General features: G+C 64.6%; 31 protein-coding genes and 1 pseudogene. 10 read left to right on the plus strand and 22 right to left on the minus strand.

Going from position 1 to position 24,090, the window contains the following annotated elements; translation table 11 throughout:
* Nucleotides 1-8: 8 nt before the first annotated feature.
* A complete protein-coding gene (gene aroQ, locus ACVWZA_RS17265) occupies nt 9-443 on the minus strand; it encodes a type II 3-dehydroquinate dehydratase (protein WP_457312511.1) in 435 nt (144 codons plus the stop codon).
* A gap of 89 nt (nt 444-532) precedes the next feature.
* On the opposite strand from aroQ, the gene thiS reads away from it, so the two are divergent.
* The 5 genes and pseudogenes from thiS to ACVWZA_RS17290 all read left to right on the plus strand — a co-directional run bounded on the left by thiS (nt 533) and on the right by ACVWZA_RS17290 (nt 3,435).
* On the plus strand, nt 533-1,123 hold the full coding sequence (gene thiS, locus ACVWZA_RS17270) for a sulfur carrier protein ThiS (protein WP_457312512.1): 591 nt from the start codon (nt 533-535) through the stop codon (nt 1,121-1,123).
* Between the two features lie 32 nt (nt 1,124-1,155).
* A pseudogene (locus ACVWZA_RS17275) lies at nt 1,156-1,923 on the plus strand (bifunctional sulfur carrier protein/thiazole synthase protein); the annotation flags it as partial.
* A 178-nt stretch (nt 1,924-2,101) separates the two neighbouring features.
* The gene (locus tag ACVWZA_RS17280; RefSeq protein WP_457312513.1) at nt 2,102-2,425 is read left to right on the plus strand and encodes a hypothetical protein; all 324 of its coding nucleotides are present in this window, start codon (nt 2,102-2,104) and stop codon (nt 2,423-2,425) included.
* A 40-nt stretch (nt 2,426-2,465) separates the two neighbouring features.
* Entirely contained in the window at nt 2,466-2,600 is a 135-nt protein-coding gene (locus ACVWZA_RS17285; RefSeq protein WP_457312514.1) for a hypothetical protein, read from the plus strand.
* A 73-nt stretch (nt 2,601-2,673) separates the two neighbouring features.
* Nucleotides 2,674-3,435: an alpha/beta hydrolase gene (locus ACVWZA_RS17290; RefSeq protein ID WP_457312515.1), complete on the plus strand. Its 762-nt coding sequence runs from the start codon at nt 2,674-2,676 to the stop codon at nt 3,433-3,435.
* A 79-nt stretch (nt 3,436-3,514) separates the two neighbouring features.
* Here ACVWZA_RS17290 and ACVWZA_RS17295 read toward each other — a convergent pair whose 3' ends face one another.
* Nucleotides 3,515-4,066 carry a class I SAM-dependent methyltransferase gene (locus ACVWZA_RS17295; RefSeq protein WP_457312516.1) on the minus strand — a complete coding sequence of 184 codons (552 nt, stop codon included), beginning with the start codon at nt 4,064-4,066 and terminating at the stop codon, nt 3,515-3,517.
* 120 nt (nt 4,067-4,186) lie between these two features.
* Between ACVWZA_RS17295 and ACVWZA_RS17300 the strand changes: the two genes are divergently transcribed.
* A complete protein-coding gene (locus tag ACVWZA_RS17300; protein ID WP_457312517.1) occupies nt 4,187-4,357 on the plus strand; it encodes a CsbD family protein in 171 nt (56 codons plus the stop codon).
* Nucleotides 4,358-4,539: 182 nt separating this feature from the next.
* Here ACVWZA_RS17300 and ACVWZA_RS17305 read toward each other — a convergent pair whose 3' ends face one another.
* From ACVWZA_RS17305 to ACVWZA_RS17400, 20 genes are all read right to left on the minus strand, one after another.
* Nucleotides 4,540-6,183 carry a thiamine pyrophosphate-binding protein gene (locus ACVWZA_RS17305; protein WP_457312519.1) on the minus strand — a complete coding sequence of 548 codons (1,644 nt, stop codon included), beginning with the start codon at nt 6,181-6,183 and terminating at the stop codon, nt 4,540-4,542.
* 272 nt (nt 6,184-6,455) lie between these two features.
* Nucleotides 6,456-6,788 carry a Grx4 family monothiol glutaredoxin gene (gene grxD / locus ACVWZA_RS17310; protein ID WP_457312521.1) on the minus strand — a complete coding sequence of 111 codons (333 nt, stop codon included), beginning with the start codon at nt 6,786-6,788 and terminating at the stop codon, nt 6,456-6,458.
* A 15-nt stretch (nt 6,789-6,803) separates the two neighbouring features.
* A complete protein-coding gene (locus ACVWZA_RS17315; protein WP_457312523.1) occupies nt 6,804-7,046 on the minus strand; it encodes a BolA/IbaG family iron-sulfur metabolism protein in 243 nt (80 codons plus the stop codon).
* 4 nt (nt 7,047-7,050) lie between these two features.
* Nucleotides 7,051-7,374 (minus strand): DUF1476 domain-containing protein, encoded by a 324-nt coding sequence (locus ACVWZA_RS17320; RefSeq protein WP_457312525.1) that lies wholly within the window; start codon nt 7,372-7,374, stop codon nt 7,051-7,053.
* A 172-nt stretch (nt 7,375-7,546) separates the two neighbouring features.
* Complete coding sequence (locus tag ACVWZA_RS17325) at nt 7,547-8,500, minus strand: DUF808 domain-containing protein (RefSeq protein ID WP_457312527.1); 954 nt, start codon at nt 8,498-8,500, stop codon at nt 7,547-7,549.
* A 39-nt stretch (nt 8,501-8,539) separates the two neighbouring features.
* Nucleotides 8,540-9,541, minus strand: coding sequence for an NADPH:quinone oxidoreductase family protein (locus ACVWZA_RS17330; protein WP_457312529.1), 1,002 nt, complete (start codon nt 9,539-9,541; stop codon nt 8,540-8,542).
* Nucleotides 9,504-10,133, minus strand: coding sequence for a 3-isopropylmalate dehydratase small subunit (gene leuD / locus ACVWZA_RS17335; protein ID WP_457312531.1), 630 nt, complete (start codon nt 10,131-10,133; stop codon nt 9,504-9,506). Before leuD ends, ACVWZA_RS17330 begins: the two co-directional genes overlap by 38 nt.
* Nucleotides 10,133-10,969, minus strand: a complete 837-nt coding sequence (locus ACVWZA_RS17340) for an N-acyl homoserine lactonase family protein (RefSeq protein ID WP_457312533.1) — start codon at nt 10,967-10,969, stop codon at nt 10,133-10,135. Before ACVWZA_RS17340 ends, leuD begins: the two co-directional genes overlap by 1 nt.
* 163 nt (nt 10,970-11,132) lie before the next feature.
* On the minus strand, nt 11,133-12,572 hold the full coding sequence (gene leuC, locus ACVWZA_RS17345; protein WP_457312535.1) for a 3-isopropylmalate dehydratase large subunit: 1,440 nt from the start codon (nt 12,570-12,572) through the stop codon (nt 11,133-11,135).
* 49 nt (nt 12,573-12,621) lie between these two features.
* Complete coding sequence (locus ACVWZA_RS17350; protein WP_457312537.1) at nt 12,622-13,464, minus strand: c-type cytochrome; 843 nt, start codon at nt 13,462-13,464, stop codon at nt 12,622-12,624.
* 14 nt (nt 13,465-13,478) lie between these two features.
* Entirely contained in the window at nt 13,479-13,619 is a 141-nt protein-coding gene (locus tag ACVWZA_RS17355) for a hypothetical protein (RefSeq protein WP_457312539.1), read from the minus strand.
* 24 nt (nt 13,620-13,643) lie between these two features.
* Nucleotides 13,644-14,108 (minus strand): hypothetical protein, encoded by a 465-nt coding sequence (locus tag ACVWZA_RS17360; RefSeq protein ID WP_457312541.1) that lies wholly within the window; start codon nt 14,106-14,108, stop codon nt 13,644-13,646.
* A gap of 122 nt (nt 14,109-14,230) precedes the next feature.
* Nucleotides 14,231-15,178 carry an NAD-dependent epimerase/dehydratase family protein gene (locus ACVWZA_RS17365; RefSeq protein WP_457312543.1) on the minus strand — a complete coding sequence of 316 codons (948 nt, stop codon included), beginning with the start codon at nt 15,176-15,178 and terminating at the stop codon, nt 14,231-14,233.
* Nucleotides 15,178-15,864 (minus strand): glutathione S-transferase family protein, encoded by a 687-nt coding sequence (locus tag ACVWZA_RS17370; RefSeq protein WP_457312545.1) that lies wholly within the window; start codon nt 15,862-15,864, stop codon nt 15,178-15,180. Before ACVWZA_RS17370 ends, ACVWZA_RS17365 begins: the two co-directional genes overlap by 1 nt.
* Nucleotides 15,865-15,871: 7 nt before the next feature.
* On the minus strand, nt 15,872-16,522 hold the full coding sequence (locus ACVWZA_RS17375; protein ID WP_457312547.1) for a CoA transferase subunit B: 651 nt from the start codon (nt 16,520-16,522) through the stop codon (nt 15,872-15,874).
* Entirely contained in the window at nt 16,523-16,843 is a 321-nt protein-coding gene (locus tag ACVWZA_RS17380; RefSeq protein ID WP_457312549.1) for a DUF5076 domain-containing protein, read from the minus strand.
* A complete protein-coding gene (locus tag ACVWZA_RS17385; RefSeq protein ID WP_457312551.1) occupies nt 16,840-17,730 on the minus strand; it encodes an HAD family acid phosphatase in 891 nt (296 codons plus the stop codon). The genes ACVWZA_RS17380 and ACVWZA_RS17385 overlap by 4 nt, the downstream gene beginning before the upstream one ends.
* 86 nt (nt 17,731-17,816) lie before the next feature.
* On the minus strand, nt 17,817-18,524 hold the full coding sequence (locus ACVWZA_RS17390; RefSeq protein ID WP_457312553.1) for a CoA transferase subunit A: 708 nt from the start codon (nt 18,522-18,524) through the stop codon (nt 17,817-17,819).
* Between the two features lie 158 nt (nt 18,525-18,682).
* Complete coding sequence (locus ACVWZA_RS17395) at nt 18,683-19,375, minus strand: VIT1/CCC1 transporter family protein (RefSeq protein WP_457312555.1); 693 nt, start codon at nt 19,373-19,375, stop codon at nt 18,683-18,685.
* Nucleotides 19,376-19,385: 10 nt separating this feature from the next.
* Nucleotides 19,386-20,303: an SMP-30/gluconolactonase/LRE family protein gene (locus tag ACVWZA_RS17400; protein ID WP_457312557.1), complete on the minus strand. Its 918-nt coding sequence runs from the start codon at nt 20,301-20,303 to the stop codon at nt 19,386-19,388.
* Between the two features lie 182 nt (nt 20,304-20,485).
* Between ACVWZA_RS17400 and ACVWZA_RS17405 the strand changes: the two genes are divergently transcribed.
* The 4 genes from ACVWZA_RS17405 to ACVWZA_RS17420 all read left to right on the plus strand — a co-directional run bounded on the left by ACVWZA_RS17405 (nt 20,486) and on the right by ACVWZA_RS17420 (nt 24,089).
* Nucleotides 20,486-20,854 (plus strand): BlaI/MecI/CopY family transcriptional regulator, encoded by a 369-nt coding sequence (locus ACVWZA_RS17405; RefSeq protein ID WP_457312559.1) that lies wholly within the window; start codon nt 20,486-20,488, stop codon nt 20,852-20,854.
* Nucleotides 20,851-22,410 carry a M56 family metallopeptidase gene (locus ACVWZA_RS17410; RefSeq protein ID WP_457312561.1) on the plus strand — a complete coding sequence of 520 codons (1,560 nt, stop codon included), beginning with the start codon at nt 20,851-20,853 and terminating at the stop codon, nt 22,408-22,410. Before ACVWZA_RS17405 ends, ACVWZA_RS17410 begins: the two co-directional genes overlap by 4 nt.
* A 101-nt stretch (nt 22,411-22,511) precedes the next feature.
* Nucleotides 22,512-23,384: an MBL fold metallo-hydrolase gene (locus ACVWZA_RS17415; protein WP_457312563.1), complete on the plus strand. Its 873-nt coding sequence runs from the start codon at nt 22,512-22,514 to the stop codon at nt 23,382-23,384.
* A 3-nt stretch (nt 23,385-23,387) separates the two neighbouring features.
* A complete protein-coding gene (locus ACVWZA_RS17420; RefSeq protein ID WP_457312565.1) occupies nt 23,388-24,089 on the plus strand; it encodes a DUF4230 domain-containing protein in 702 nt (233 codons plus the stop codon).
* The last annotated feature ends 1 nt before the right edge of the window (nt 24,090 follow it).

The following is a 24,090-nucleotide window of genomic DNA, read 5'->3' on the forward strand; positions in this document are numbered from 1 at the left end:
GCGTCCTGTCAGAGACGGGCGGCGGCTTCAAGCGCCAGCAGGTAGGAAAGCGCGCCGAAGCCGGCGATGGTTCCCTTCGCGACCGGCGCGATATGGCTGCGATGACGGAAAGATTCGCGCGCGTGCGGGTTGGACAGATGCACCTCGATCACCGGGGTGACGATCGCCTTGATCGCGTCGCGCAGCGCGACCGAGGTGTGCGTGAAGGCGCCGGCATTGAGGATCACCGCCTTTGCGCCCTCGCCTTGCGCCTCGTGCAGCCAGTCGACCAGATGCCCTTCATGGTTCGACTGGCGCATGTCGATCTTCAGGTCGAGGTCGCGCGCGCGGTCCTCGAGATCGCCCGCGATATCGTCGAGCGTGGCGGTGCCGTAGATCTCCGGCTCGCGCAGACCCAGCAGATTGAGGTTCGGACCGTTGAGGACGTAAATCGTGTCGGCCAAGATCAGGACTTTCTGTTGCGGGTGCAGGCCAGCGTTTCCTATATGCGTGCGGTCGCGTGATCAAATTACGCGTCGTTTGCGGAGCAGCAATGACACATACCGACGGCACCGTCTCGATCCGCGTCAATGGCGAGCATCGCCGCGTCGCGGCCGGCCTGACCATCGCGCGGCTTGCCGCCGATCTCGGCCTGGTGCCGGAAAAGGTCGCGGTCGAGCGCAATCTGGAGATCGTGCCGCGATCGACGCTGGGCCAGGTGATGGTCGAGGATGGCGACGAGCTGGAGATCGTGCATTTCGTCGGTGGTGGTGGTGGTGGGGGTGGGAGCGGGTGCGTGTCGCGGATCGTGCCGAATCTTTATGCCGATGATAGCGCGGCGGGGCGGGCGTTCTTTACCGAAGTGCTTGGGCTCGATCTTGCGATGGAGCTGGATTTCATCTCGACCTATCGCGCGCCCGGGCATGAAGGCGCGCAGATCAGCGTCATCACCGGCGATCCGTCGGCCCTGAAGCCGGATTATTCGGTCGGGGTCGACAATGTCGACGAATGCCATGACCGGGCGGTCGCGCAGGGGCTGGACATCGCCTATCCGCTGACCGACGAGCCCTGGGGCGTTCGCCGCTTCTTCGTCCGCGATACAGCGGGCGGCCTTGCCAATATCGTGGAGCATCGCACATCATGACCATCCAGACGCCGATCACCACCGCAAGCGCGGCGGACACATGGACGGTCGCCGGCAAGACCTTTCGCTCGCGCCTGATCGTCGGCACCGGCAAGTATAAGGATTTCGCGCAGAACGCCGCGGCGGTCGAGGCATCGGGGGCGGAGATCGTCACCGTCGCTGTGCGCCGCGTCAATGTGTCGGACCCCAACGCGCCGATGCTGACCGATTTTATCGACCCGAAAAAGATCACCTATCTGCCCAATACCGCCGGCTGTTTCGATGCGGAGTCGGCGATCCGCACGCTGCGGCTGGCGCGTGAGGCGGGCGGCTGGGAGCTGGTCAAGCTGGAGGTGCTGGGCGAGGCGAAGACGCTGTATCCCGACATGGTCGAGACGCTGCGCGCGTGCGAAATCCTCGCCAATGAGGGGTTCAAGCCGATGGTCTATTGCGTCGACGATCCGATCGCGGCGAAGCGGCTGGAAAATGTCGGCGCGGTGGCGATCATGCCGCTGGGTGCGCCGATCGGGTCGGGGCTGGGTATCCAGAACCAGGTGACGATCCGCCTGATCGTCGAGGGTGCGAGCGTGCCGGTGCTGGTCGATGCCGGGGTCGGCACCGCGTCGGACGCGGCGGCGGCGATGGAGCTGGGCTGTGACGGCGTGCTGATGAACACCGCGATCGCCGAAGCCAAGGACCCGATCCTGATGGCCGCGGCGATGAAGGCGGGGGTCGAGGCGGGCCGCATGGCGTATCTTGCGGGGCGGATGGGCAAGCGGCGCTATGCCGATCCTTCCAGCCCGCTTGCCGGGCTTATTTGATCTTCCGGCCCGCCTGCCGGGCCTATTTGATCTTCCGGCCCGCCTGCCGGGCCTATTTGATCTTCCGGCCCGCTTGTCGGGCTTATTTGATCTTATTGTAACCGCGCCTTTGATCTTATTGTAACCGCGCCGGATACCGCGACGAATTGCTTCTACCCGTTCGAGGAGAAGGATTTCGATGGCCCGCCTGTTCGCCCTGTTGCTGGCATTGCTGTTGCTGGGCGCAATGACCGCCACTGCGGCAAGTGCGGCGACGGGACCGATCAACACCATGTGTGGTCACGCAATGTCGGATGGATGCGATTGTCTGCAAGCGGCCGGCCGATGCCCCGACAAGGCGCTGGCCGGTGCCGCCTGCCAATCCTGCTGCCCCGCGATTCTGCCTATGCCGCCTGCCGTCCATGCATGGCCGGTGGCGACCATCTTGGCCCCCGACGTGGTGACGGCCGGACGAGTGGGGCGGGCGTTGACCCCGGAACCGCCGCCACCACGAACCGCCTGAGCCACTCCACATTTCAACCAATTTCATCTGGAGACTTCTCATGATTCGTTTTGCCAAAATCGCCGTCGTCATCTTCGCCGGATCGGCCAGCGCGGCGTTTGCCGCGGCACCCGGTGCGGCCACGGCGGCATGCTGTGCGATCGGCATCTGCTGCGGTCTGCCGTGCTGCGGCTAAGCGCGGTTGCATGAACGGGGGTGTCGGGCCAAAAGCCCGGCACCCCTTTTTCTATGGGGACGGGAGAGCGACGATGCGGCGGATGGTGGTGGTAGCAGCGATGATGACCCTGGCGGCGTGCAACGTGCAACCGGCGGGCAGCAATGCCGCGCAGCGCGGGTCGCAGGCATCGTCCGTGACGATCAAGGCCGATGACGGCATCACCGTGTTCGCGCGGCACTACAAGACCGACAAACCCAAGGCGCTGATCCTGTTGTTTCATCAGGCGGGATCAAGCAAAGGTGAATATACGACGATCGCGCCGCGGCTGAACGCCGCCGGCTATGACGCGCTGGCGATCGATCAGCGGTCCGGCGGCGGGATGTATGGCGACAACGAAACCGCGCTGCTCGTCGGCAAGGACCCCGGTTATCTCGCCGCGCAGCCGGACCTGCAGGCGGCGGTCGATTGGGGCAAGGCGCAGAAGCTGCCGGTCATCATCTGGGGCAGCAGTTATTCCTCCTCGCTGGTGTTTCCGTTGGCGGCGGCCAATCCCGGCGTGGTCAAGGCGGTGCTGTCCTTCTCGCCGGGCGAATATTTCGACGACAAGATGCTGATCAGTAAAGCGGCGGCAAAACTGGCGGTGCCGGTGTTCGTCACATCGGCAGGGGACGCGGAAGAGGTCGCGAGCGCCAAGCCGATTTTCGACGCGGTGCCGGGGACCGGCAAAGTGTTCTACCAGCCGAAAGAGGGCGGCGTGCATGGCTCTTCAACGCTGATCGAGAAGCGCAACCCAAAGGGTGCCGAAGCGAACTGGACAGCGGTGCTCGCCTTTCTGAAGGGCGTGACGGGCTAGGGTTTTGTTTGAAAACTCGCGGAAGAGCGAGTTTTGAAGGCACCGCAAAATGCGCCTTCAGCGCAGTTTCAAACAGACTCTAGGGTTTGCGCGCGAGCCACACACCCGCGCCGCCACAGGCCGGGTCCTGTGCGACATGCGCCATCTCGATCAGGCCGCAACGCGCGATTGCCGCGCTATAGTCCGCCGAGCTCAAATCTGCGGCGCAGAGCGACCCGCTGCGATACTCGCTGGTGTCGCCGCCGATGCGGGGTTCGGCGTTGAACAACAGCCGCCCGCCGGGTTTCAGCCGCAACGCTGCGCGTTCGACCATGTCCGCCTGATCGGAGCGGGACAGCTGCGTCAGGCTGTTCCAGGCGATGACGCCTTCGAACGGTCCGTCGATCGCGAGCGTGCGCATATCCCCCAAAATCCACGTATCGCGGGGAAATCTGGTATGGGCCAGCTCGATCATCGCCGGGTCCCGATCGACGCCTGTGTAACGATAGCCATGGTCGATCAGGTAACGTGCAACCGGTTCACCACCGCCGCAGCCCAGATCGAGGATGGTGCCGCCTTTGGGTAGCGCGACGCAAAAGCGGTCGATCCAGATCTGGCCGGGGAAACCGGTCGCGCGACTGCCGTCAGGCACGGCCCATCTCGTCGAATCCCATCGAGACACCGGGAACCGCTCCCCCGCTCATCCGTTCTTCCCCCAAGTCCCAAAGTCGCCGACCCCCGGCGTCAACGGGCTGTATTTCAGGAGGTTACCATGGGTGAACTCGTCGACAAGATCAAAGGCAATGTGAACGAAGCGATCGGCAAGGCCAAGCAGAAGAGCGACAATCCGAACACGCGCGACGAAGGCGCGGGCCAGGAAGTCAAAGGCAAGGCGCAGCAGCTCGCCGGCAAGGTCAAGGGTGCGCTTGGCGACGATATCTGATCGTCGACATACCGCTTCAAAGACGCCGCTCCGGGCAACCGGGGCGGCGTGCTTCGTAACAGCCGTCATGCCAGCAAAGGCTGGCATCTCAGGCGTTGGGCACGCGGGCGCTCCAAGCTGGAGACCCGAGCCTGCGCTGGGGTGACGCAAGGCGGGGTACGGAGATCGACCGCCTTTACTGCTTAACCGCCGTGCAGCGCCGTGATCGTCGTGCCGGCGGTGATCGCCTCGATATCGGTCTTGATATGCAATAGGCGCACGCCGGTCTGCGCCATCGCGCGGTCGAGCGCGGTTGCGAATTCGGCCGTGGTCTCGATCGTTTCCGCCCAGCAGCCATAAGCCCGGCCGAGCGCGGCGAAGTCCGGATTCTGCAACCGCGTGGCCGAAATCCGGCCAGGATATTCCCGCTCCTGATGCATACGGATCGTGCCATAAGTGCTGTTGTCGATCACCAGCACCAGCATGTTCGCGCCGTGCGCGACCGCGGTGGCGAGTTCCTGGCCATTCATCAGGAAACACCCGTCGCCGGCCAGCGCGACCACCATCCGGTCGGGATGGCGCAGCGCCGCCGCCGTCGCCGCCGGTACGCCATAACCCATCGCGCCGGCGGTCGGCGCAAGCTGGCAGGTCGGTCCGGCATAGCGCCAATAGCGATGCCACCAGCCCGAATAATTGCCCGCACCGTTGCAGATGATCGTGTCGGCGGGGAGCGTGTCGCGCATCGTCGCGACGCACGGGCCGAGGTCCATCTTGATGTCGCGCGGTGCAGGGGTGGACCAGGCGAGATAATCGTCATGCGCTTCCGCGCCCGCCGACAGCGGTTCGATATCGATCGCAAGCACCGCACCGGCAAATTCGGCCATCCCAGCGCAAATCGCGAGATCTGCACGATAGGTTTGTCCGAGTTCGTTCGGATCGGGATGGACATGGATGAGCGTCTGACCCGGATGGTCGGGCGTGATCAGCGTGTAGCCGTCGGTGGTCGCCTCGCCGAGCCTTGGCCCGACGACCAGCAACAGATCGGCCGCCTTGACGCGCGCCACCAGCTTCGGGTTGGGGCCGTAGCCGAGATTGCCGGCCCAGACTCCGCATTCATTGGCGATCGCATCCTGGCGGCGAAAGGCTGCGGCGACGGGGACGCCGCTGCGTTCGGCCCATCGCGCGAAATCGCCGGCGGCTGCCTTGTCCCATCCTGCACCGCCAATAATGGCGAGCGGCCGCTCGGCGCTGCCAATCAGCCCGCCGAGGTTACACATCTGAATCGGATCGCATGCCTGGACGGCTCGCTCCACGCGTGGCCGATCGACCGCCTCAACCATATCGAGCAGCATATCCTCGGGCAGCGCCAGCACGACCGGGCCGGGCCGCCCGTTCAACGCCGTCGCATAGGCGCGCGCGATATATTCCGGGATGCGCGCGGCATCGTCGATCTTCGCCGCCCATTTGGCGATGGGCGAGAACATCGCCGTGAAATCGATCTCCTGGAACGCCTCGCGGTCCTTGGTGCCGCGATCGACATCGCCGATGAACAGGATCATCGGCTGCGAATCCTGCATCGCGACATGCACGCCGATCGACGCATTGGTCGCGCCCGGCCCGCGCGTGACGAAAGCGATGCCGGGCCGTCCGGTCATTGCCCCATCGGCGCACGCCATGAAGCCGACGCCGCCCTCCTGACGGCACACCACGACATCGATCTCGGGTGTGTCGTGCAGCGCGTCGAGCACCGCGAGGAAACTCTCGCCAGGCACGGTGAAGATGCGGTCGCAGCCCTGTGCGACAAGCTGATCGACCAGGATATGGCCGCCGGTACGCGAATTCGTCATGACGGCGGTTTAGCGAGCGGCGCGAGACTTGGGTAGAGCGGTGAAACTGTCGGCAAAGCTTACACAGCGGACGGGCGTGCCCGGCTCGTTAACCATCGTCTGCCGCGGTTTTTCGCGCTGGCGGGAAAACTGGCACACCGCCTGCTACGCTATGGATACGCCGAGCGTTTTTCACGCTTCAGCAGGGCGGACCCGAGCTTCTCCGATCTCGCTTGGGTCCGCCCGCCCCGGCTCTTCACAAAATTCTCTTACGATTATCGGCGCTAAAGCGCTCATTCGGCGTTCGCGACACCCTGGTCCTCGAACAGCTGCGCGAGCTCGCCGGATTCGTACATCTCCATCATGATGTCCGATCCGCCGACGAATTCACCCTTCACATAGAGCTGGGGAATGGTCGGCCAGTCCGAAAAGGCCTTGATGCCCTGGCGGACACCCTGGTCCTGCAGCACATCGACGCTGTCGAATTCGACGTTCAGATGCTGCAGGATCGCGATTGCGCGGCTCGAAAAGCCGCATTGCGGGAAAAGCGGGCTGCCCTTCATGAACAACAGGACGTCACTCTTGCCGACCAGATCGGCAATACGGGCTTGGGAGTCGTCAGTCATCGTTATCATCCCATTTTAAATGCGGGGTTCAGGAACCGCCGTGGTCAGCTGAAGCGCGTGAAGCTCGCCGCCCATCCGCCCGCCCAGCGAAGCATAGACCAGACGGGTACGTTCGACGCGCGAAACGCCACGAAAGCTTTCGGCGACGACGCGCGCGGCATAATGGTCGCCATCGCCGGCCAGATCGGTAATCTCGACCGTCGCATCGGGGATTCCTGCGACGATCAATGCCTCGATCTCGGTTGCCGCCATCGCCATCCCGCTATTGCGCCTGCATCAGCTGGCGGCGCGCTTCGATCGTGTGTTCCTCGATCGCGCGGCGCACGGCACCTTCGTCGATCTCGACATTGGCCGCGGTCAGGTCACTGACCAGCTTGCGGATCACATCCTCGTCGCCGGCTTCCTCGAAATCCGCCTGTACGACCGCCTTGGCATAGGCATCGGCCTCTTCCGCGGTCAGCTTCATCTGGACCGCGGCCCAATGACCAAGCAGGCGGTTACGCCGCGCGGTGACACGGAACTGCATCTCCTCGTCACGCGCATATTTGGTCTCGAACGCGCGCTCGCGATCGTCGAAGGTCGTCATCCGGTTCGTCCCCTTGGGCCTTTGTCTCGCCTTGGGAGATAGGGAAGGGGACGGACGAAGGGAAGGGGCTGGACGCGCGGGCACGGCATGATCGGGAGATGCGTCCGGGGTCGTGGAAGCCGTGGGGGATAAGAGGTCGGCCTTGAGGCAGCCCGCTCCCAGGACTCGTTCCTCAGGCGTGCTCCTCCGCCGACGGCGTCCGCTTGCGCGGCAGAAGGTGCAGGAAACCGACGATTGCACCGCCCACGATCAATCCTGCCAACGCCGCGCCCAGCGCGCTCACCAGCCACTCGATTACCCCTTGCGCAACAGGGGAGGCATGCGCGGTGGCCTCGGCCAGGTGATGAACCGCGCGCGGGATCGCCCCCAGGCCGAATTCCTCCAGACCATGGAGCAGGATGCCGCCACCGACCCACACCATTGCCGCGACGCCTAGGTGCGACAGCGCCTGGAGCAGCACTGGCATCGCGGCCACCAGGCCCCGGCCGACCATGCGCAGCGCGGCGGTGGAACGGCGGCTGAGATGAAGGCCGATATCGTCCATTTTCACGATCAGCGCGACCACGCCATAGACAGCGACGGTAATCGCGATGGCCACCGCACCGAGCGCGGCGGCGCGTACCCCCAACGACAGATCGGGCAAGTCGCCAAGTGCGATGGCCATGATTTCGGCCGACAGGATGAAATCGGTTCGCACCGCGCCGCTTACCTGGCGCGCCTCGAGTTCGGCCGGATCGTCGATCGTGGCGACCTCCGCTGCGTGATGCGTACCGCTCAGTGCTTCGAAGATCTTTTCGCTGGCCTCAAAGCAGAGATAGCTGCCGCCGAGCATCAATATCGGCGTGACCGCCCAGGGGGCGAACACGCTGAGCGCCAGGGCGGCGGGCAGGATGAACAACAGCTTGTTGCGCAGCGAGCCGAGCGCGATCTTCCAGATGATCGGCAATTCGCGACTGGGCGGCAGGCCGACGACATAACGCGGGGTGACCGCCGTATCGTCGATCACGACGCCAGCCGCCTTGACGCCGGCGCGGCTGGCGGCGGCGGCAACATCATCGACCGAGGCCGCGGCCAGTTTGGCGAGAGCCGCTATGTCGTCCAGGAGCGCTACGAGTCCACCCGGCATTCTACCCCCTGTAAATAACCGCCAGCGCGAGACCCGGCGTCAGTCGGCGACCTTCACCACCAGTTTGCCGATCGCACCGCGTGCGGCCATCTTGGCGATCGCCTTGCCGCCGTCTTCGAACGCGAAGACCTCGGTCACGCGCGGGGCGATCTGGCCGTCCTTCCACAAGCGGAACAAGCGCTCGATATGCGCGGTATTGGCCTTTGGGTCGCGTGCGGCGAAGGCGCCCCAGAACACACCGCATACATCGCAGCTCTTGAGCAGGGTCAGGTTGAGCGGCAGTTTCGGGATGCCGGCGGGGAAGCCGACCACGAGATAGCGCCCCTCCCAGGCGATCGAGCGCAGCGCCGGCTCGGCATAGTCCCCGCCGACCGGATCATAGACCACGTCCGCGCCACCCGCGCCGAGCGCCGCCTTGAATTGATCGGCAAGCGCCTTGGACTGTTCCTTGTCGAATGGTGCGCGCGGATAGACGAGCGTGACGTCGGCGCCGGCTTCCCTGGCGGCAGCCGCTTTCTCCTCCGAGGATACGGCCGCGACGACCCGCGCGCCGAACGCCTTGCCAAGTTCGATCGCGGCGAGGCCAACGCCGCCCGCCGCGCCGAGCACCAGCAGGGTCTGCCCCTCGCCTAGATGCCCGCGATCGAGCAGCGCATGAATCGTCGTGGCATAGGTCAGCAGCAACGACGCGCCTTCTTCGAAACTACGTCCTTCGGGCAGGCGGAACAGGCTTGTCGCGTTGATCGCGGCCTTTTCTACCAGCCCGCCGGAACCGGTGGTCGCGATCACGCGGTCGCCGACCGCCCAGCCGGACACATCTTCGCCGATGCTTTCGATCACGCCGGAAATCTCGCTGCCCGGCGCGAACGGGCGGGGCGGCTTGAACTGATATTTGTCCTCGATGATCAGGACGTCGGGATAGTTGATCGAGCACGCCTTGACCGCGACGATCACCTGCCCCCTGGCGGCGACCGGATCGGGTAGTTCGTCGATGGTTAGTGTTTCAGGTCCGCCCGGCGCTTTCGACAACAATGCCCGCATGTCTCCGTTCTCCGCTCATCCAGGGCCGGTGTTCGTCCACCCCGGCTTCATATTTCGAAATCTCGGTATCCCTTGCCAGTGTCAGGCCGACTTCGTCCAGCCCCTCCATCAGGCATTGGCGACGGAATGCGTCGAGATGAAAGGGGAAGCGGTCCTGGAACGGCGTGGTCACGGTCATCGTTTCCAGGTCGACGGTGATGGTGTCGGTTTTCGCAACCTCGATCAGCCGGTCGATCGCATCCTGCGGCAGGACGACGGGTACGATGCCGTTCTTGAAGGCGTTGCCGGAAAAGATGTCGGAGAAGCTCGGCGCGATCACCGCCGCGATGCCCATATCGACCAGCGCCCAGGCGGCATGTTCACGGCTCGACCCGCAACCGAAATTGTCGCCCGCGATCAACACCGGCGCGCCGGCGTAGCGCGGGTCGTCGAAGATATTATCCTCTTGCGCGCGCACGGTCTCGAACGCGCCCTTGCCGAGGCCGGTGCGCGTGATCGTCTTCAGCCAGTGCGCCGGGATGATCACATCGGTGTCGATATTCTTCGCGCCCCAGGGGTAAGCGCGGCCGGAAACTTGCGTGACGGGTTCCATTATTCGGCGGCTTTCGGAAACGCGGGCAGCTTGGCGACGTCGGCCGCCTCATGCTGGATGATCACGACCGCCTTGAGATTCTTCGCCAGCGCCTTGAATCGGTCGAGCGAGGCAAGCGTGTCGGCACGGTTATAGTTGAAGGTCGGTACGCCGTTCGTGTCGTAATTCGCCTGGAAATGCGCGGTGTCGCCGGAGAGCAGGAAGGCGCGATCCTTCAACCGCACCAGCAACGCGTGATGCCCGGGCGTATGGCCGGGGAGGTCGATCATCGTCACGCTGCCGTCGCCGAAGATGTCCTTGTCGCCGGTTACGCCCTCGGACTTTGCCGTTCCCTTGATCCACGGGGCGAAGGGCGCCGGGTTCACGCCGGGAGCGCCCGCTTTGGCGGCGTCGAGATCGCCCTTGCCGATCAACAGCTTCGCGCCCGGGAAACTGTCGAGCTGGCCGATATGGTCGAAATGGTAATGGCTGACGCCGACCATCGCGATGTCCGCCGATTTCAGCCCCAGCTCGGTGAGCTGCTCGACGATCGTCTTCGTGACGGTGGCATCCATCGCCGCCTTGCGATCGAGCGCCTTGCCCTTCATCGATGCGGGCAGGCCCGCGTCCCATAGCAGATAGGTGTCGCCATGCTTGATCAGATAGCAGCTGGCGACCAGCTCGCTGGTCTTCCCGGTATAGGCCATGGTGTCGGAAAAGGCGTTGAGGTCACCGACCGAAACGGTGCCGCAATCGAGCCGCCATAATTTGATCGGCGCAGGGACGGCGGATTTGGGCGGGGCGGCCTGGCCCATCAGTGCGATGGCGGCAACGGCGGCAAACAACCCGGTCTTCATGGCGATTCCTCCCCTTGGATCGCGCCATCTAGCGCGCGGGGACGGGCTTGTCTCGCTTACTTACCGTGACGAGCGGGCTCTTCATTCGTCGTGCGAGCGGTGGCGGCATAAGCGGCGATGCCGCTCAGGACGGTGCCGAGGACCAGCAATACGAGTGCGCGTTTCATTTCGTGTCCCCCATCAGGTCGCGGACGTCGCTCAACCGACCGGTGACGGCCGCGGCGGCCGCCATTGCGGGTGACACCAGATGAGTCCGCGCACCGGGTCCCTGCCGTCCTACGAAATTTCTGTTGGAAGTGGAAGCACATCGTTCGCCCGGCGGCACTTTGTCCGGGTTCATCGCGAGGCACATCGAGCAGCCGGGTTCGCGCCATTCGAACCCGGCATCGATGAAGATCCGGTCGAGTCCTTCAGCCTCCGCCTGGCGCTTGACCAGACCCGAACCGGGCACGACCAGCGCGCGCACGCCGTTGGCGACCGAGCGGCCATTGGCGACCGCGGCGGCGGCGCGGAGATCCTCGATCCGGCTGTTGGTGCAGCTGCCGATAAAGACATGGCCGACCGCGATGCCCTGCATCGCGGTGCCCGGCGTCAGGCCCATATAGGCAAGCGATTTGCGTGCCGCCTCACGCTTGGCCGGATCGGCGAAGCTGTCGGGGTCGGGCACATGGCCGGTGATCGGCACCACATCCTCGGGGCTGGTGCCCCAGGTCAGCGCGGGCGCGATATCGGTCGCGTCGAGCCGGACCACAGTGTCATATCGCGCACCCGGATCGCTCGGCAATGTGCGCCACCAGGCGACGGCGCTGTCCCAATCCGCACCTTTGGGCGCCATCGGGCGGCCCTTGAGATAAGCGAAAGTCGTCTCGTCGGGCGCGACCAGACCGGCACGCGCGCCGCCCTCGATCGACATGTTGGCGATCGTCAGCCGTCCCTCGATCGACAGGCTGCGGATCACTTCGCCGGTGAATTCGATGACATGGCCGGTGCCGCCGGCGGCGCCGATCTTGCCGATGATCGACAGGATCACGTCCTTGGCCGAGACGCCGTAACCGAGCGTGCCGTCGACGCGCACTTCCATCGTCTTGGACGGGGTCAGCAGCAGCGTCTGGGTGGCGAGGACATGCTCGACCTCGCTGGTGCCGATGCCGAAGGCGAGTGCCCCCATCGCGCCATGTGCCGAGGTATGACTGTCGCCGCACACCAGGGTCGTGCCGGGCAGGGTGAAGCCCTGTTCCGGTCCGACGACATGGACGATGCCCTGATCGGGCGAGATCGCGTCGATATAATCGATGCCGAATTCGGTGGTATTGCGGCGCAGCGCGTCGAGCTGCTGAGCGCTTTCCAGATCGGCGATCGGGAGCATAGCCCCAAGCGCATCGACGCGTGGGGTGGTCGGCAGATTATGATCGGGCACCGCCAGCGTCAGGTCGGGCCGGCGCACCTTGCGGCCGGCCACGCGAAGTCCCTCGAACGCTTGCGGGCTGGTTACCTCATGGACGAGGTGGCGATCAATATAGATCAGGCAGGTGCCGTCATCGCGCCGTTCAACAACGTGAGCGGACCAGATCTTTTCGTACAGGGTGAGCGGACGGGAAGCCATCCGGGCGCTCTAGTCGAAAGCTGCGCCTAGGCAAAGCGCGGCTTGTCGTTTATTGCGACGGCGCCTTTTCCGCCTCGGCGCGCAGATAGGCCTGGATCGCGACGATCTCGCTGTCGGTCAGCACGCGCAACCCGCCCACAGCCGCCTCGCGCATCATGCCGAGATCGCGTGGCGTCATGCCGATACCAGTGCGCAATAACCGCCGGAAAGCGGCGGGATCGTAGCTGGCGCCGACGGTGGCGAGCGCGGGCACGATCTGTTTGCCGTCGTCCGACGGGCGTTCCTTGTGCAGGTCATGACAGCCCGCGCAGGATATCGAGACCATGTACCGGCCGATATCGGCCGGCCGGCTTTTGCCCGCGACGGGCAGGGTATGGACGCTCGATGGCAGCGCGCCGGTCAGCACGAGCGCGCGGCCGAGCGGCCCGAAGCTGGTCGTTGCGATGGTGTCCGACGCGCCCGGCTTCAGCGTGCGGATCCAGGCGATGATGCGCGCGACATCCTCGTCCGCGAGATGCGCATAAGCGCCGGTCGGCATGATGTAGAGCGCGCTGCCGTCCTGCGCCACGCCATGACGGATCGCGCGAGCGAGTTCGGCATCGCTGCTGCGCGCTGCGACCCGCGCCAGCGCCGGCGGTACGGCGCGTCCGAAGACGGGGCTGTCGACCAATATGGTACCCTGACCATTGGAACCGTGGCAGTCGCGGCACCCCGTAATCCGGGCCAGGCGACCGCCTTCGGCAATCGCTTCGGTACCGGTCGCCGCGGCGATAGCGACTTGGGGCATGTCATGGCCGCGCCGCAGGACATATTCGGAGCCGCCATAGACGATGGCGACGAGGATCACGATCAGCGCGACCAGCACGGTCGCGATACGGCGCAGCCACTTCATGGAAAATCCCCCGATTATTCCTTGGGGGAAATGTAGGCGGGATCGTGTGCGACCGGCAAGGGGGCGTCCCGGCGGAGCGCGGCCAGCATCTCGGCAAAGCCGGTGCGGCATCGAAAGCCGGTCGCGAGCCAGGGAGCACCGACCGCGTCGCGCATATGACTCGCCGTCGTATGCTCTGTCTACTCAGCTTCCGCCCATCGTCCTCCTTGCCGCTCCCATTCTTCGTAAAATAGTTTGCCTCGGACGCCATCGAGAATGGCCCATCCAGCCCGGCGCATAACTTCGCGTAAGTCGGTAGTGCTCGCGTTGTGATTGACGCCCCGCAAGCCGCCATGTTCGTAGAAAATCGAATCTTCTCCTCGCCCTCGTAAATCCACGATCATTCCGCCGATATCGCCAAAACCGGGTTGGACGAATACCGGTTCACCAATTTTGTGCAGCAGGTTGTTCTGCAAATATGCATTAAACCGCGAGGCAAACACATCATCCTGAAATTGCACCACCCGCTTCCGACCAGAACAAATGTCACGCGCCAACTCGGCGAGTGAAGTTCGAAGCACGAACTGGTTATTGTTCACTATGCCGAGTTCAGCCATTGCGGCAGGGATCATATTTACACCCAACTGATCATTGAGTTTGGTCATATTGGCCAACCATGAATTCCGACCATCAATAGAGCTCCGCTGTGAGCGATAGGCAACGCCGCGTTTCCCCAGAAGCACCACATTACCGCGCAGCGTGTCGTTCGATATTAATTTCGGCCGCTTTACTCTTTCGGCGAAACATAGGCCGGGTCGTGCGCGACCGGCAGTTCGCCGTCGTTACGCAAGGCGGCGAGCATCTCGGCAAAGTCGGTGCGGCATCGAAAGCCCAGCGCGCATTCGGCATGACCAGCATCGTAAACCCGGTCGATCGAGCCGGGGAGCGACCAGCCACGCCGGGCATAGAGTTTGGCTGCGTCGGGAAAATACCGTGCGATGACGGTCGGTGCGTCGGCCTTAAGCTCCTCGACATCGCCGGGCACGAACGGCGTCGGCGCGGACAGGATGAAGGTTCCGAAACCAAGCTCCGGTGCGCGATCGAGCGCGACGAGATGCGCTTCGGCCGCGTCCTCGACCGTCAGCCGGCGGTGGAGCAGCTCGTTCGCCTTCATGTTCTCGCCCGACAGCGCGAGGTGCGTATCGTCGTCCTCGGGAAAGAAGCGCCCGGTGCGCAGGATCAGGACCGGCAGACCATGCTCGACATGGATCAGCCGGCAGATCTGCTCGGCCGCCAGCTTGGTCACGCCATAGATATTGCGCGGCTCGAGTGGCGCGAGGCTCTCGTCGATCCACACCGCCTGGTCGGTCCGTGCTTCGCGGATCACGGAGGATATCATCAGCGACGTGGTCGAGGTGAACACGAACCGGCTCGCTTTGGCGGCGACGGCCGCCTCGAGCAGGTTGAGCGTGCCGCTGACATTGACGTCGATGAATGTCTGGTTCGGATAGCGCACGATGTCGGGTTTGTGCAGCGCGCCGCCATGGATCACCGCTTCGATTCCATGCTCGGCGAAGACACGATCGATCAGCGCGCGATCGGCGACCGTGCCGATCACATCCGTATCGCGACCGGGCGCTACATCGAGACCGGTCACCTCATGCCCGGCCACGCGCAATCGCGGCGCGAGATAGCGCCCCAGCCAGCCGCTCGACCCGGTGAGCAGGACGCGCATCAGCCGGTGCGGTAATCGGCGGTGATCGTGCCGGCGGCGGCCAGTTCGGCCTCATGATCCGCCTCGCGCCAGCTTTCGGCGAGCGCTTCGGCTTCCCATTGCCGCATCGCCGGATGGTCGAGGATGCGCGAAACCCAGGCCTGGCCCGCCGCGCCGACATCCAGCCCATAGGTGCGCACGCGAAACGCGACCGGCGCGTAGAAGGCATCGACGGCAGTGAACGCGGCACCGGCGAGCCATGGGCCGCCGAAGCGGTCGATCCCCTCCGCCCACAGCTCGCCAAGCCGCGCGATTTGCCGTGCCAGCGCCGGCGAAGCCGGCTTCGGCGTGACGCGCACCCCGACATTCATCGTGCAATCGTTGCGTAGCGCGCTGAACCCGCCATGCATCTCCGCCGCGGCGCAGATCGCCCAGGCTCGCGCCGCTTCATCGGTCGGCCAGACGCTGTCGAAACGATCCGCCAGATACAGCGTGATGCCCAGCGAATCCCACACCGTGCGGTCGCCGTCGATCAGCGCCGGCACCTGGCCGGTGGGCGAGAAGGCGCGAAACGCGCTATAATTGTCGCTCGCGGCGAATGGCTCGATCCGGTTTTCGAACGCGATGCCCAGTGCCTTCATCAGCACCCAGGGTCGCAGCGACCAGCTCGAATAATTGCGATTTGCCGTAACCAGGATCAGCGCCATGGAGCCCTCAAGTCAGATAATGTGCAGTCGTCTTTGCCGCGACCTCGTCCGCGCTCACGCCCGGCGCGATCTCTATCAGCTTGAACGGGCTGTCATGGTCGGGCCGCTGGAATACGGCCAGGTCGGTGATGATCATGTCGACGACGTTCTTGCCGGTCAGCGGCAGCGTGCAGGCCGGGATGAACTTCGGGTCGCCGGCCTTGGAATTGTGCTCCATCACGACGATGATCTTCTTGACGCCGGCGACCAGATCCATCGCGCCGCCCATGCCCTTGATCATCTTGCCCGGGATCATCCAGTTGGCGATGTCACCATTCTCCGCGACTTCCATCGCGCCGAGCACGGTGAGGTCGATATGCCCGCCGCGGATCATCGCGAAGCTGTCCGACGAGCTGAAATAGGCGCTTTGCGGCAATTCGCTGATCGTCTGCTTGCCGGCATTGATCAGGTCGGCGTCTTCCTCCCCCGCGAAGGGGAAGGGGCCGATGCCGAGCATGCCGTTTTCCGACTGCAGCGTGACCGTCACACCCTCCGGGATATGGTTTGCGACCAAGGTCGGGATGCCGATGCCGAGATTGACATAATAACCGTCCTGCAGCTCGCGCGCCGCGCGCGCCGCCATGTCGTCGCGGGTCCAGCCTTTGGTTTCCTGGGCCATCTAGTTCAGCTCCTTGTTGGCGCCCGGCACGGGGGTCGCGACATCGGTTGGATTGGCACGCTCGGCATCGAGGCCGAGCCAGATACGCTCGAGCGCCTCGGCTTCGCTGACCCCGGTCGCACGCGCATAGGTGATCGCGCCGTGGCGCACGCAATCGACCAGCGCGATGCCGAACGCGGCGGGGTCCGCGCCGATCGGCACGGGATTGATGAAGCAGGTCACCGGCCCGTTTTCGCTTGCCCAGACGCGCAGGAATTCACGCGATCCCTCAAGCAGGTCGGCATAGGGAACGAGGTCGATCGGAACGGGCTTGCCGGTCATTTTGCCTCCTGCGAACTGGCTGGCGGGGACCAGCGCTTTTCGAGCGGGAACACGTCCTCGAAGCCACCCTTCAACGCGCTGCCGTAAACCGGGTTGGGCAATACGAACCAGCCCGCGCCCCATTTGGCCGAGATCGCACCGGACATCACGGCCGCGCGGCGCGGCGCTGGCGCGAGTCCGGCGTTGAACAGATCGCTGAAATCGCCGAGCTGGTCGCCACCCATCGCGACGACGCAATATTTCGCGGCGATCGTCGCGCGGCGGCCGTCTTTCTTGCTTCCCGTCGCGTCGTCGCCGGCAAGGAACAAGGTCTCGCCATGCACGGCCGAGCCGAGTCCCGCGCCGGTGATCGCGGCCGCGGTCTGCGCGGCGTTGCCGGCCGACCGGTTGGAATTGAACACCACCGTCACGCCCATCTTGCGCAGATCGTTCAGCGCCTCGACCGCGCCCGGAACCGCTGCAACTTGCGTCGCCCCGGTCTTCTCCCATGCCTGCCAGCGCGCCTCGTCATAGGGGGCGGGGCGGGCGGCGTCGTTATATTCGAAGCCGAGATTGAGCAGGACGGTTTCATCGACGTCGAACACCGCTGCCCTTGGCTTGGTGCCGCAAGGGATCCATCTTGGCGCGGCGAGCGTCGCATCGCGCGCAAGGACCGCGGAGTTCGCGGAGTCGCCGCGCGCTTCCGATCCGACATAGTTGACCAGCGCACGCCATGCCTGTGCGCTGATCGCCGCGCCTTCGCCCGAGCCGTAGAGATATTGCATTGTCGCCGGGACGGTCGGGGTGGAGTTGTCGACAATCAGATAGCTGCCGCCCTTGAGGTCGAGGCCGGTGGGCGGCGTTTGCGCCGTTACGCAACCCGAAAGCGCTAGCGCTGCGGCCACCATCGTTCGCTTCGAGCGAAGTCGAGAAGCCAGGCGCAAGGACCGGTTTCTCGACTTCGCTCGAAACGAACGGATGGGGTTAAATAGGATCACGCCTCGACGCGCTCGCGCACTGTGCGGAACTCGATCTTCTTGTCGTACGGCGCGCCGATGATCATGCGGTTCACATAGATGCCGGGCAAATGGATCGCGTCGGGATCGAGGCTGCCAACCGGCACCACTTCCTCGACTTCCGCGACGCAGATCTTTCCCGCAGTCGCCATCGGCGCGTTGAAATTGCGCGCGGTCTTGCGGAAGATCAAATTGCCGCTCTCATCCGCTTTCCAACCCTTGATGATCGCCAGATCGGCGCGGATGCCGCGTTCTAGGATATAATCCTCACCGTCGAAATTCTTCACTTCCTTGCCCTTGGCGACCAAAGTGCCGACGCCGGTCTTGGTGTAGAAACCGGGAATGCCCGCGCCGCCCGCGCGGCAGCGTTCGGCGAGCGTGCCTTGCGGGCAGAATTCGACTTCAAGCTCGCCGCTCAGATATTGCCGCTCGAACTCCTTGTTCTCACCGACATAGGAGGAGATCATTTTTTTGACCTGGCGCGTGCGGAGCAGCTTGCCCAGGCCTTCGCCGTCGATCCCGGCATTGTTGCTGGCGATGGTCAGGTCCCCGATGCCCGCCGCCTGGATCGCATCGATCAACCGTTCGGGGATGCCGCACAGGCCAAACCCGCCGGCGCAGATCATCATGCCATCATGGAGCAATCCTTCGAGCGCGGCGGCGGCGTCGGGATAAAGCTTCTTCACGGGCAATCTCCGGGGCTGTGGATGCGGAGCGCATAGGCGTGCAGGCTGGCGCTGGTCAACGTCGGGGATAATGCTGGTCGGCGCTATGAGTCGACCGTTCCCGAAGCTGCCGCGCGTCATCAATGACAAGGAGCGCGGCAGACTTCGACGTCCATGTTTCAGACATTCGCCGCGAACAGCGCGCCGATCCCCGCAGTCGCCGCCATCGCCAGGGCTCCCCAAAAGGTCACGCGAAAAGCGCCTCGCCATTGGTTCGCGCCGCCGACTCGCGCGCCGACCGCCCCCAGCGCGGTGAGCAGGACCAGGGAAGCGGCGACCACCGCCTCGATCAGGGCTTCGCCGCTGAACAGCAACACCAACAGAACCGGCAGGATAGCGCCCGCCGCAAAACTCGCCGCCGAAGCGAGCGCCGCTTGGACGGGGCGCGCGGCGAGATCGTCGGTGATGCCCAGTTCATCGCGCATATGCGCGCCGAGCGCGTCCTTCGCCATCAGTTGATCCGCGACCTGCAGCGCGAGCGCGGCGTCGAGCCCGCGATGCCGGTAGATCGCGGCCAGTTCGCGCCGTTCGGCCTCGGGCTCTTCGGATAGCTCGGATTGCTCGCGCGCACGGTCGGCATTTTCGGTGTCGGATTGCGAACTGACCGAGACATATTCACCCGCCGCCATCGACATCGCACCCGCCACCAGGCCCGCGACTCCGGTCAGCAGGATCGACGACTGCGACGTCTGCGCAGCCGCCACACCGACGATCAGGCTGGCGGTCGAGACGATCCCGTCATTCGCGCCGAGCACCGCCGCGCGCAGCCAGCCGATATTCTTGACGAGATGACCTTCGCGATGTGATCGCACGTGCGTTGCCTTAATGGTTGAGGGCAAGTCCCGGCCGCGGCCATGGCATGGATATCAGCCGTCCGCTCCCTGACAATGTGATGTACGCGGTGCGAAGGTCGGGGCCTCCCCAGCAGATATTGGTGGTGAAGGGATCGGGCGTAGCGATGAACTCGACCAGCTCGCCCGCCGGTGAGATGACCGAGATGCCGCTTTCGCCGATCGTCGCCACGCAGATGTTGCCGTTTTCCTCCATGCCGAGCGAGTCGAAGAATTTAAACCCGGCGGGCCGGTAGAGCGGGATGCCCGCGCCGCCCGGTCCGGCATCTCGATCGACCTTGCCGGGTGCGACGATCGGGAACGCCATTAGCCGGCAGGTGTAGGTTTCCGCCGCGTAAAGCGTGTTGCCGTCGGGCGAGAGGCCGATGCCGTTGGGGTTCTCGCTCGGGAAGATTACCTCCTCCAGATGGCTGCCATCCGCCTTAGCATAGAAGATGCCGGTGATGTCGCGCTCGCGTGCGCGGGTTTTGCCGTGATCGGTGAACCAGAAGCCGCCATGCGCGTCGAACACGATGTCGTTTGGTCCACGCAGCACGCAGCCGAAATCCCCGTCCTTATAGAGAATCTCCACCGCGCCGGTCGCAAGGTCGATGCGTTCGATCCGCCCGCCCGAATAATCATCGGGCTGGCCGTGCGGAATCAGCAGGCCGCTTGGGTGCTCGATATAATTGAAGCCGCCATTGTTACAGCAATAGAGCTTGCCGTCTGGGCCAAGCGCCAGTCCGTTGGGGCCGCCGCCGGGTTCGGCGACCGTCTCAATCGCCCCGTCGGCCTTCACCCACGTGATCCGGCCCGCCGCGATCTCGACCAGAATGATGCTGCCATCAGGCATGGCGACCGGCCCCTCGGGGAAGCGCAGGCCAGTGGCGATGGTGGTGAACTGCGGCATTTGAACCCCTCCTGATTTTTCGGCAGCTTCGACGTTGGGGGGCCTGGTTTCAACCCCCGTTCGCTCGAAACGAACGCCGAAGGATAATGCGTTCCGCTATTCCATTCACCTGGCGTTCAGGCAATTGACTACGGATGTAATCGCGACGATTACGGACGTAGTCAGTACGGGAGCGATTCGATATGGCCGAACGGATAAGCGACGCTGAACACGCGGTGATGGAAGTCCTCTGGGATGAGGCTCCGCTGACTGCCCAGGACGTGTCCGAACGCATTCCCGCTGACCGCGACTGGTCGGCGAACACGGTCAAGACACTACTCGGCCGATTGCTCGCCAAGAACATCATCGGGCACGAGGAGGACGGCCGGCGTTACCTTTACCGCCCGCTCGTCGCGCGCGGCGATTATGTCGCGGGTGAATCGCGCAAGCTGATGGACCGGCTGTTCGGGGGCAAGCTGACCCCGCTGGTCGCGCACCTTGCCGAGCGTGACGAGCTGACCGCAACCGACATCGCCGAGATCGAGGCGCTGCTGAAGGGATTGAAGGCATGAGCGCCTCGATTCTCGCTGGCTGGGCGCTCGAAGCGCTGATCGCGTCGACCATCCTGATGGTCGCGGTGCTCGCGCTGCGCGGGCCGGTCCGCCGCGCCTTCGGCCCCGATGTCGCCTATGCGCTGTGGGCGCTGCCCGCACTGCGCCTGTTATTGCCACCGATACCCGAATCCTGGCGCGAGATCGCAGTCGCGCCAGTGATCCGCGCGAGCGAGACGATCACCATCTATGTGCTCGAGCCGCTCGGCGGGGGATCCGCCGCACCCGCCACCCAATACCCTTCGCTTGGCCTTATGCTGGTCACGCTCTGGGTGGCGGGCGCGGCGGTATTTCTCGGCTGGCATGCGCTGTCGCATCTCCGTTTCTGCCGCAACATCCTCGACCGCCAGGTGCGCGGTTCACAGATAGATGGCGGCATCCATTTGATCGAAACCGATGCCGCGACCGGTCCGCTTGCGTTTGGCGTCCTGCGTAAATATGTCGCCTTTCCGCGCGATTTCACCGAGCGTTACGACCGCGAGGAACGCGATCTCGCGCTGGCGCATGAGCTTGGCCACCATGCGCGCGGCGACCTGATCGCCAATTGGGCGGCGCTGTTCATCCTCGCGCTGCACTGGTTCAACCCCGTCGCCTGGCGCGCGTTCCGCGCCTTTCGCGCCGATCAGGAAATCGCCAACGATGCCGGCGTGCTTGCCGGGCTCAGCCCGATCGCACGCCACACCTATGCCTGCGCCATCGTTAAATCCGCGCATGGCGGGGCGGTGTCCGCCGCATGCCACCTGCACACCATAAACGATCTGAAAGGGAGACTGAAGATGCTGACCACCAACAAGACATCGCGCACTCGCCTGGTAAGCGGCGTCGCCGCGGTGGCCCTGCTGACCGTCGCCGGCCTCGGCTTCACCGCTTCCGGCACCAAGGCAGCCGCTGCGATGCGCGACAATGTCGAGATCGCGACCGGTGTGAATCTGGCCGACTTCGACATCGCACCGCCGACACCGCCGACACCCCCCACGCCCCCCGTCGCGCCCGCATCGATGCAGGTGGAAGCGGCGCCCGTGCCACCCGCACCGCCTGCCGCACCCGAATGGAATGATGACGATAGTCGCGACGTGACCACCACGACGACCACCGACCTCGACGGCAAGAAGATCAAGCGTATCAAGATCGTCAAGCGCGGCAGGGACGGCAAGATTCACACCGAAGACTTCGAAGGCATGGAGGCGTTGAAGAACATGCCCGAAGTCTCGTCGATCAACTGCGGCGAAGGCGGTGATCGCCGGGAAATGGTCATCAACAAGAATGATGGCGACAAGCACAAGATCATCATCTGCCGCAACCGCATCGAGCGCGTCGCCCGGGAAGGCGCGGCGGTCGCGATGAACAGCCGCGAAATCCAGCGCAACGCGTATCAATCGGCACTGAGCGGATTGCGCAGCGCACGCGAGAACATGACCAGGAATGGCGACCTGAGCGGCGAGCATCGCGCCGAAGCGCTTAAAGCGATGGATGAGGCGATCCGCGAAGTCGAACAGGATATGGCCAAGGTCGACTGAAGCCAAAATCGGGCTCTTCAGGGGAGGAGCACTCGCGCCGGTCGTCGCATAGCGGGGCCGGCGCCCTTGCGCTCAGGCGCTCCAGCGGCCATTTCACCCGCATGGGCGAGCAACAAACCGGCGTGGCGCAGATGCTGGAACCGCTCGTGTCCCGGCTGCTCGCACCCAACCCTTCGGCGTTCACCAATACCGGCACCCAGGTGCATCTGGTCGGTACGAACGACCTCGCCGTGATCGATCCCGGGCCCGATACGCCAGAGCATATCGACGCGTTGATCGCGGCGATCGCCGGGCGGCCGGTAACCGCGATCGTCGTCACCCACACCCATCGCGACCATAGTCCCGGTTCGCGCCCGCTAAAGGTCGCGACCGGCGCGCCGGTTATCGGCTGCGCGCCGCTGGTGCTCGACGATGGCGGGCCCCGAGGCGGTGTGGGCGCGGACGCTTCGTTCGATCATGATTATGCGCCCGATCGTGTGCTCGCCGAGGGGGAGTCGGTGTCGGGGCAGGGCTGGACGCTGACCGCGCTCGCCACGCCCGGCCATACTTCGAACCATCTCTGCTTCGTGCTACCCGAGACCAAGGCGCTGTTCAGCGGCGATCATGTGATGGGCTGGTCGACCAGCATCGTCTCGCCGCCCGATGGTGATATGGCGGCGTATATGGCAAGCCTCGAAAAGCTCATCCCGCGCGACGACCGGATCTATTATCCCGCGCATGGCGACCCGGTGGACAATCCGCAGCGGTTGGTGCGCGGCATGATGGGCCATCGCAAGCAACGTGAGGGCCAGATCCTGCGCCTGTTGCGCGAAGAAGCGCGCGCCATCCCGGCGATGGTCGAGCGCATGTATGTCGGCATCGATCGCCGCCTGTTTCCGGCCGCCGAGCGGTCGGTGCTGGCGCATCTGATCGACTTGCGCGACCGCGACCTGGTCGTCGCGACCGGTGACGCCTGGTCGATCGCGGGGGGCTGAGCGATGGACACTAAACGCATCGCCCAGATCGCTCTTGCCGTCGCGGTAATCATTGCCGCGCTGGTCGGCGGCTGGATGGCGTGGGACCGGTACACCGAGCAATATGCGATCAGCCGCGAGGAGGACGGTGCGGCAATCACCAAGATCGTCAGCGCCAAATTCTCCGGCGCCAATGCGATCAAGGTGGGTGCGCTGTCCGGCACGGTTCAGGCATCGGCTTCGGACACGCGCGGTTTCGGCATGTTGACCTCGGACAAGGTGATCAAGGCGCCGTTCTCGATCGACTATTTCGTTGATATGTCGCGGCTGTCGGCGGATTCCTATGAATGGGATGCGGCGCGGCGCACGCTGACCATTCGGGCACCCGATGTCGTTCCGGCCGCGCCTAACATCGACTGGTCGGCGCAGACCGCGGATCGCACGCGCGGCCTGTTCGTCACGCGCGACGCCGCCGACCAGCTGATGCGTCGGGCAACACTCAACGCGAAGACCGTCGCGCAGAAGGAGGGCATCAAGCCCGAGCATATCGCGGTCGCACGCGAAAATGCTCGCCGCGCCCTGACCGACATCGCTTCGGGACCGTTGAAGGCGACCGGCATGGACGATGTGCGCGTCGTGGTGAGCTTCCCGTTCGAACGTCGCGGGCCGAGCGAGCACATGGACCGTTCGCGTTCGTTGCAAGAGGTGCTTGGCAACCAGCGCTAGG

Source organism: Sphingomonas sp. UYAg733 (genome assembly GCF_054057355.1).

Excerpts from the sequence above, each read along its gene's own strand:
- thiS (WP_457312512.1), top strand. The coding sequence starts at position 533 with ATGACACATACCGACGGCACCGTCTCGATCCGCGTCAATGGCGAGCAT.
- ACVWZA_RS17280 (WP_457312513.1), top strand. The coding sequence starts at position 2,102 with ATGGCCCGCCTGTTCGCCCTGTTGCTGGCATTGCTGTTGCTGGGCGCA.
- ACVWZA_RS17285 (WP_457312514.1), top strand. The coding sequence starts at position 2,466 with ATGATTCGTTTTGCCAAAATCGCCGTCGTCATCTTCGCCGGATCGGCC.
- ACVWZA_RS17290 (WP_457312515.1), top strand. The coding sequence starts at position 2,674 with ATGCGGCGGATGGTGGTGGTAGCAGCGATGATGACCCTGGCGGCGTGC.
- ACVWZA_RS17300 (WP_457312517.1), top strand. The coding sequence starts at position 4,187 with ATGGGTGAACTCGTCGACAAGATCAAAGGCAATGTGAACGAAGCGATC.
- ACVWZA_RS17305 (WP_457312519.1), bottom strand. The coding sequence starts at position 6,183 with ATGACGAATTCGCGTACCGGCGGCCATATCCTGGTCGATCAGCTTGTC.
- grxD (WP_457312521.1), bottom strand. The coding sequence starts at position 6,788 with ATGACTGACGACTCCCAAGCCCGTATTGCCGATCTGGTCGGCAAGAGT.
- ACVWZA_RS17315 (WP_457312523.1), bottom strand. The coding sequence starts at position 7,046 with ATGGCGATGGCGGCAACCGAGATCGAGGCATTGATCGTCGCAGGAATC.
- ACVWZA_RS17320 (WP_457312525.1), bottom strand. The coding sequence starts at position 7,374 with ATGACGACCTTCGACGATCGCGAGCGCGCGTTCGAGACCAAATATGCG.
- ACVWZA_RS17325 (WP_457312527.1), bottom strand. The coding sequence starts at position 8,500 with ATGCCGGGTGGACTCGTAGCGCTCCTGGACGACATAGCGGCTCTCGCC.
- ACVWZA_RS17330 (WP_457312529.1), bottom strand. The coding sequence starts at position 9,541 with ATGCGGGCATTGTTGTCGAAAGCGCCGGGCGGACCTGAAACACTAACC.
- leuD (WP_457312531.1), bottom strand. The coding sequence starts at position 10,133 with ATGGAACCCGTCACGCAAGTTTCCGGCCGCGCTTACCCCTGGGGCGCG.
- ACVWZA_RS17340 (WP_457312533.1), bottom strand. The coding sequence starts at position 10,969 with ATGAAGACCGGGTTGTTTGCCGCCGTTGCCGCCATCGCACTGATGGGC.
- leuC (WP_457312535.1), bottom strand. The coding sequence starts at position 12,572 with ATGGCTTCCCGTCCGCTCACCCTGTACGAAAAGATCTGGTCCGCTCAC.
- ACVWZA_RS17350 (WP_457312537.1), bottom strand. The coding sequence starts at position 13,464 with ATGAAGTGGCTGCGCCGTATCGCGACCGTGCTGGTCGCGCTGATCGTG.
- ACVWZA_RS17355 (WP_457312539.1), bottom strand. The coding sequence starts at position 13,619 with ATGCGCGACGCGGTCGGTGCTCCCTGGCTCGCGACCGGCTTTCGATGC.
- ACVWZA_RS17360 (WP_457312541.1), bottom strand. The coding sequence starts at position 14,108 with ATGACCAAACTCAATGATCAGTTGGGTGTAAATATGATCCCTGCCGCA.
- ACVWZA_RS17365 (WP_457312543.1), bottom strand. The coding sequence starts at position 15,178 with ATGCGCGTCCTGCTCACCGGGTCGAGCGGCTGGCTGGGGCGCTATCTC.
- ACVWZA_RS17370 (WP_457312545.1), bottom strand. The coding sequence starts at position 15,864 with ATGGCGCTGATCCTGGTTACGGCAAATCGCAATTATTCGAGCTGGTCG.
- ACVWZA_RS17375 (WP_457312547.1), bottom strand. The coding sequence starts at position 16,522 with ATGGCCCAGGAAACCAAAGGCTGGACCCGCGACGACATGGCGGCGCGC.
- ACVWZA_RS17380 (WP_457312549.1), bottom strand. The coding sequence starts at position 16,843 with ATGACCGGCAAGCCCGTTCCGATCGACCTCGTTCCCTATGCCGACCTG.
- ACVWZA_RS17385 (WP_457312551.1), bottom strand. The coding sequence starts at position 17,730 with ATGGTGGCCGCAGCGCTAGCGCTTTCGGGTTGCGTAACGGCGCAAACG.
- ACVWZA_RS17400 (WP_457312557.1), bottom strand. The coding sequence starts at position 20,303 with ATGCCGCAGTTCACCACCATCGCCACTGGCCTGCGCTTCCCCGAGGGG.
- ACVWZA_RS17405 (WP_457312559.1), top strand. The coding sequence starts at position 20,486 with ATGGCCGAACGGATAAGCGACGCTGAACACGCGGTGATGGAAGTCCTC.
- ACVWZA_RS17410 (WP_457312561.1), top strand. The coding sequence starts at position 20,851 with ATGAGCGCCTCGATTCTCGCTGGCTGGGCGCTCGAAGCGCTGATCGCG.
- ACVWZA_RS17415 (WP_457312563.1), top strand. The coding sequence starts at position 22,512 with ATGGGCGAGCAACAAACCGGCGTGGCGCAGATGCTGGAACCGCTCGTG.
- ACVWZA_RS17420 (WP_457312565.1), top strand. The coding sequence starts at position 23,388 with ATGGACACTAAACGCATCGCCCAGATCGCTCTTGCCGTCGCGGTAATC.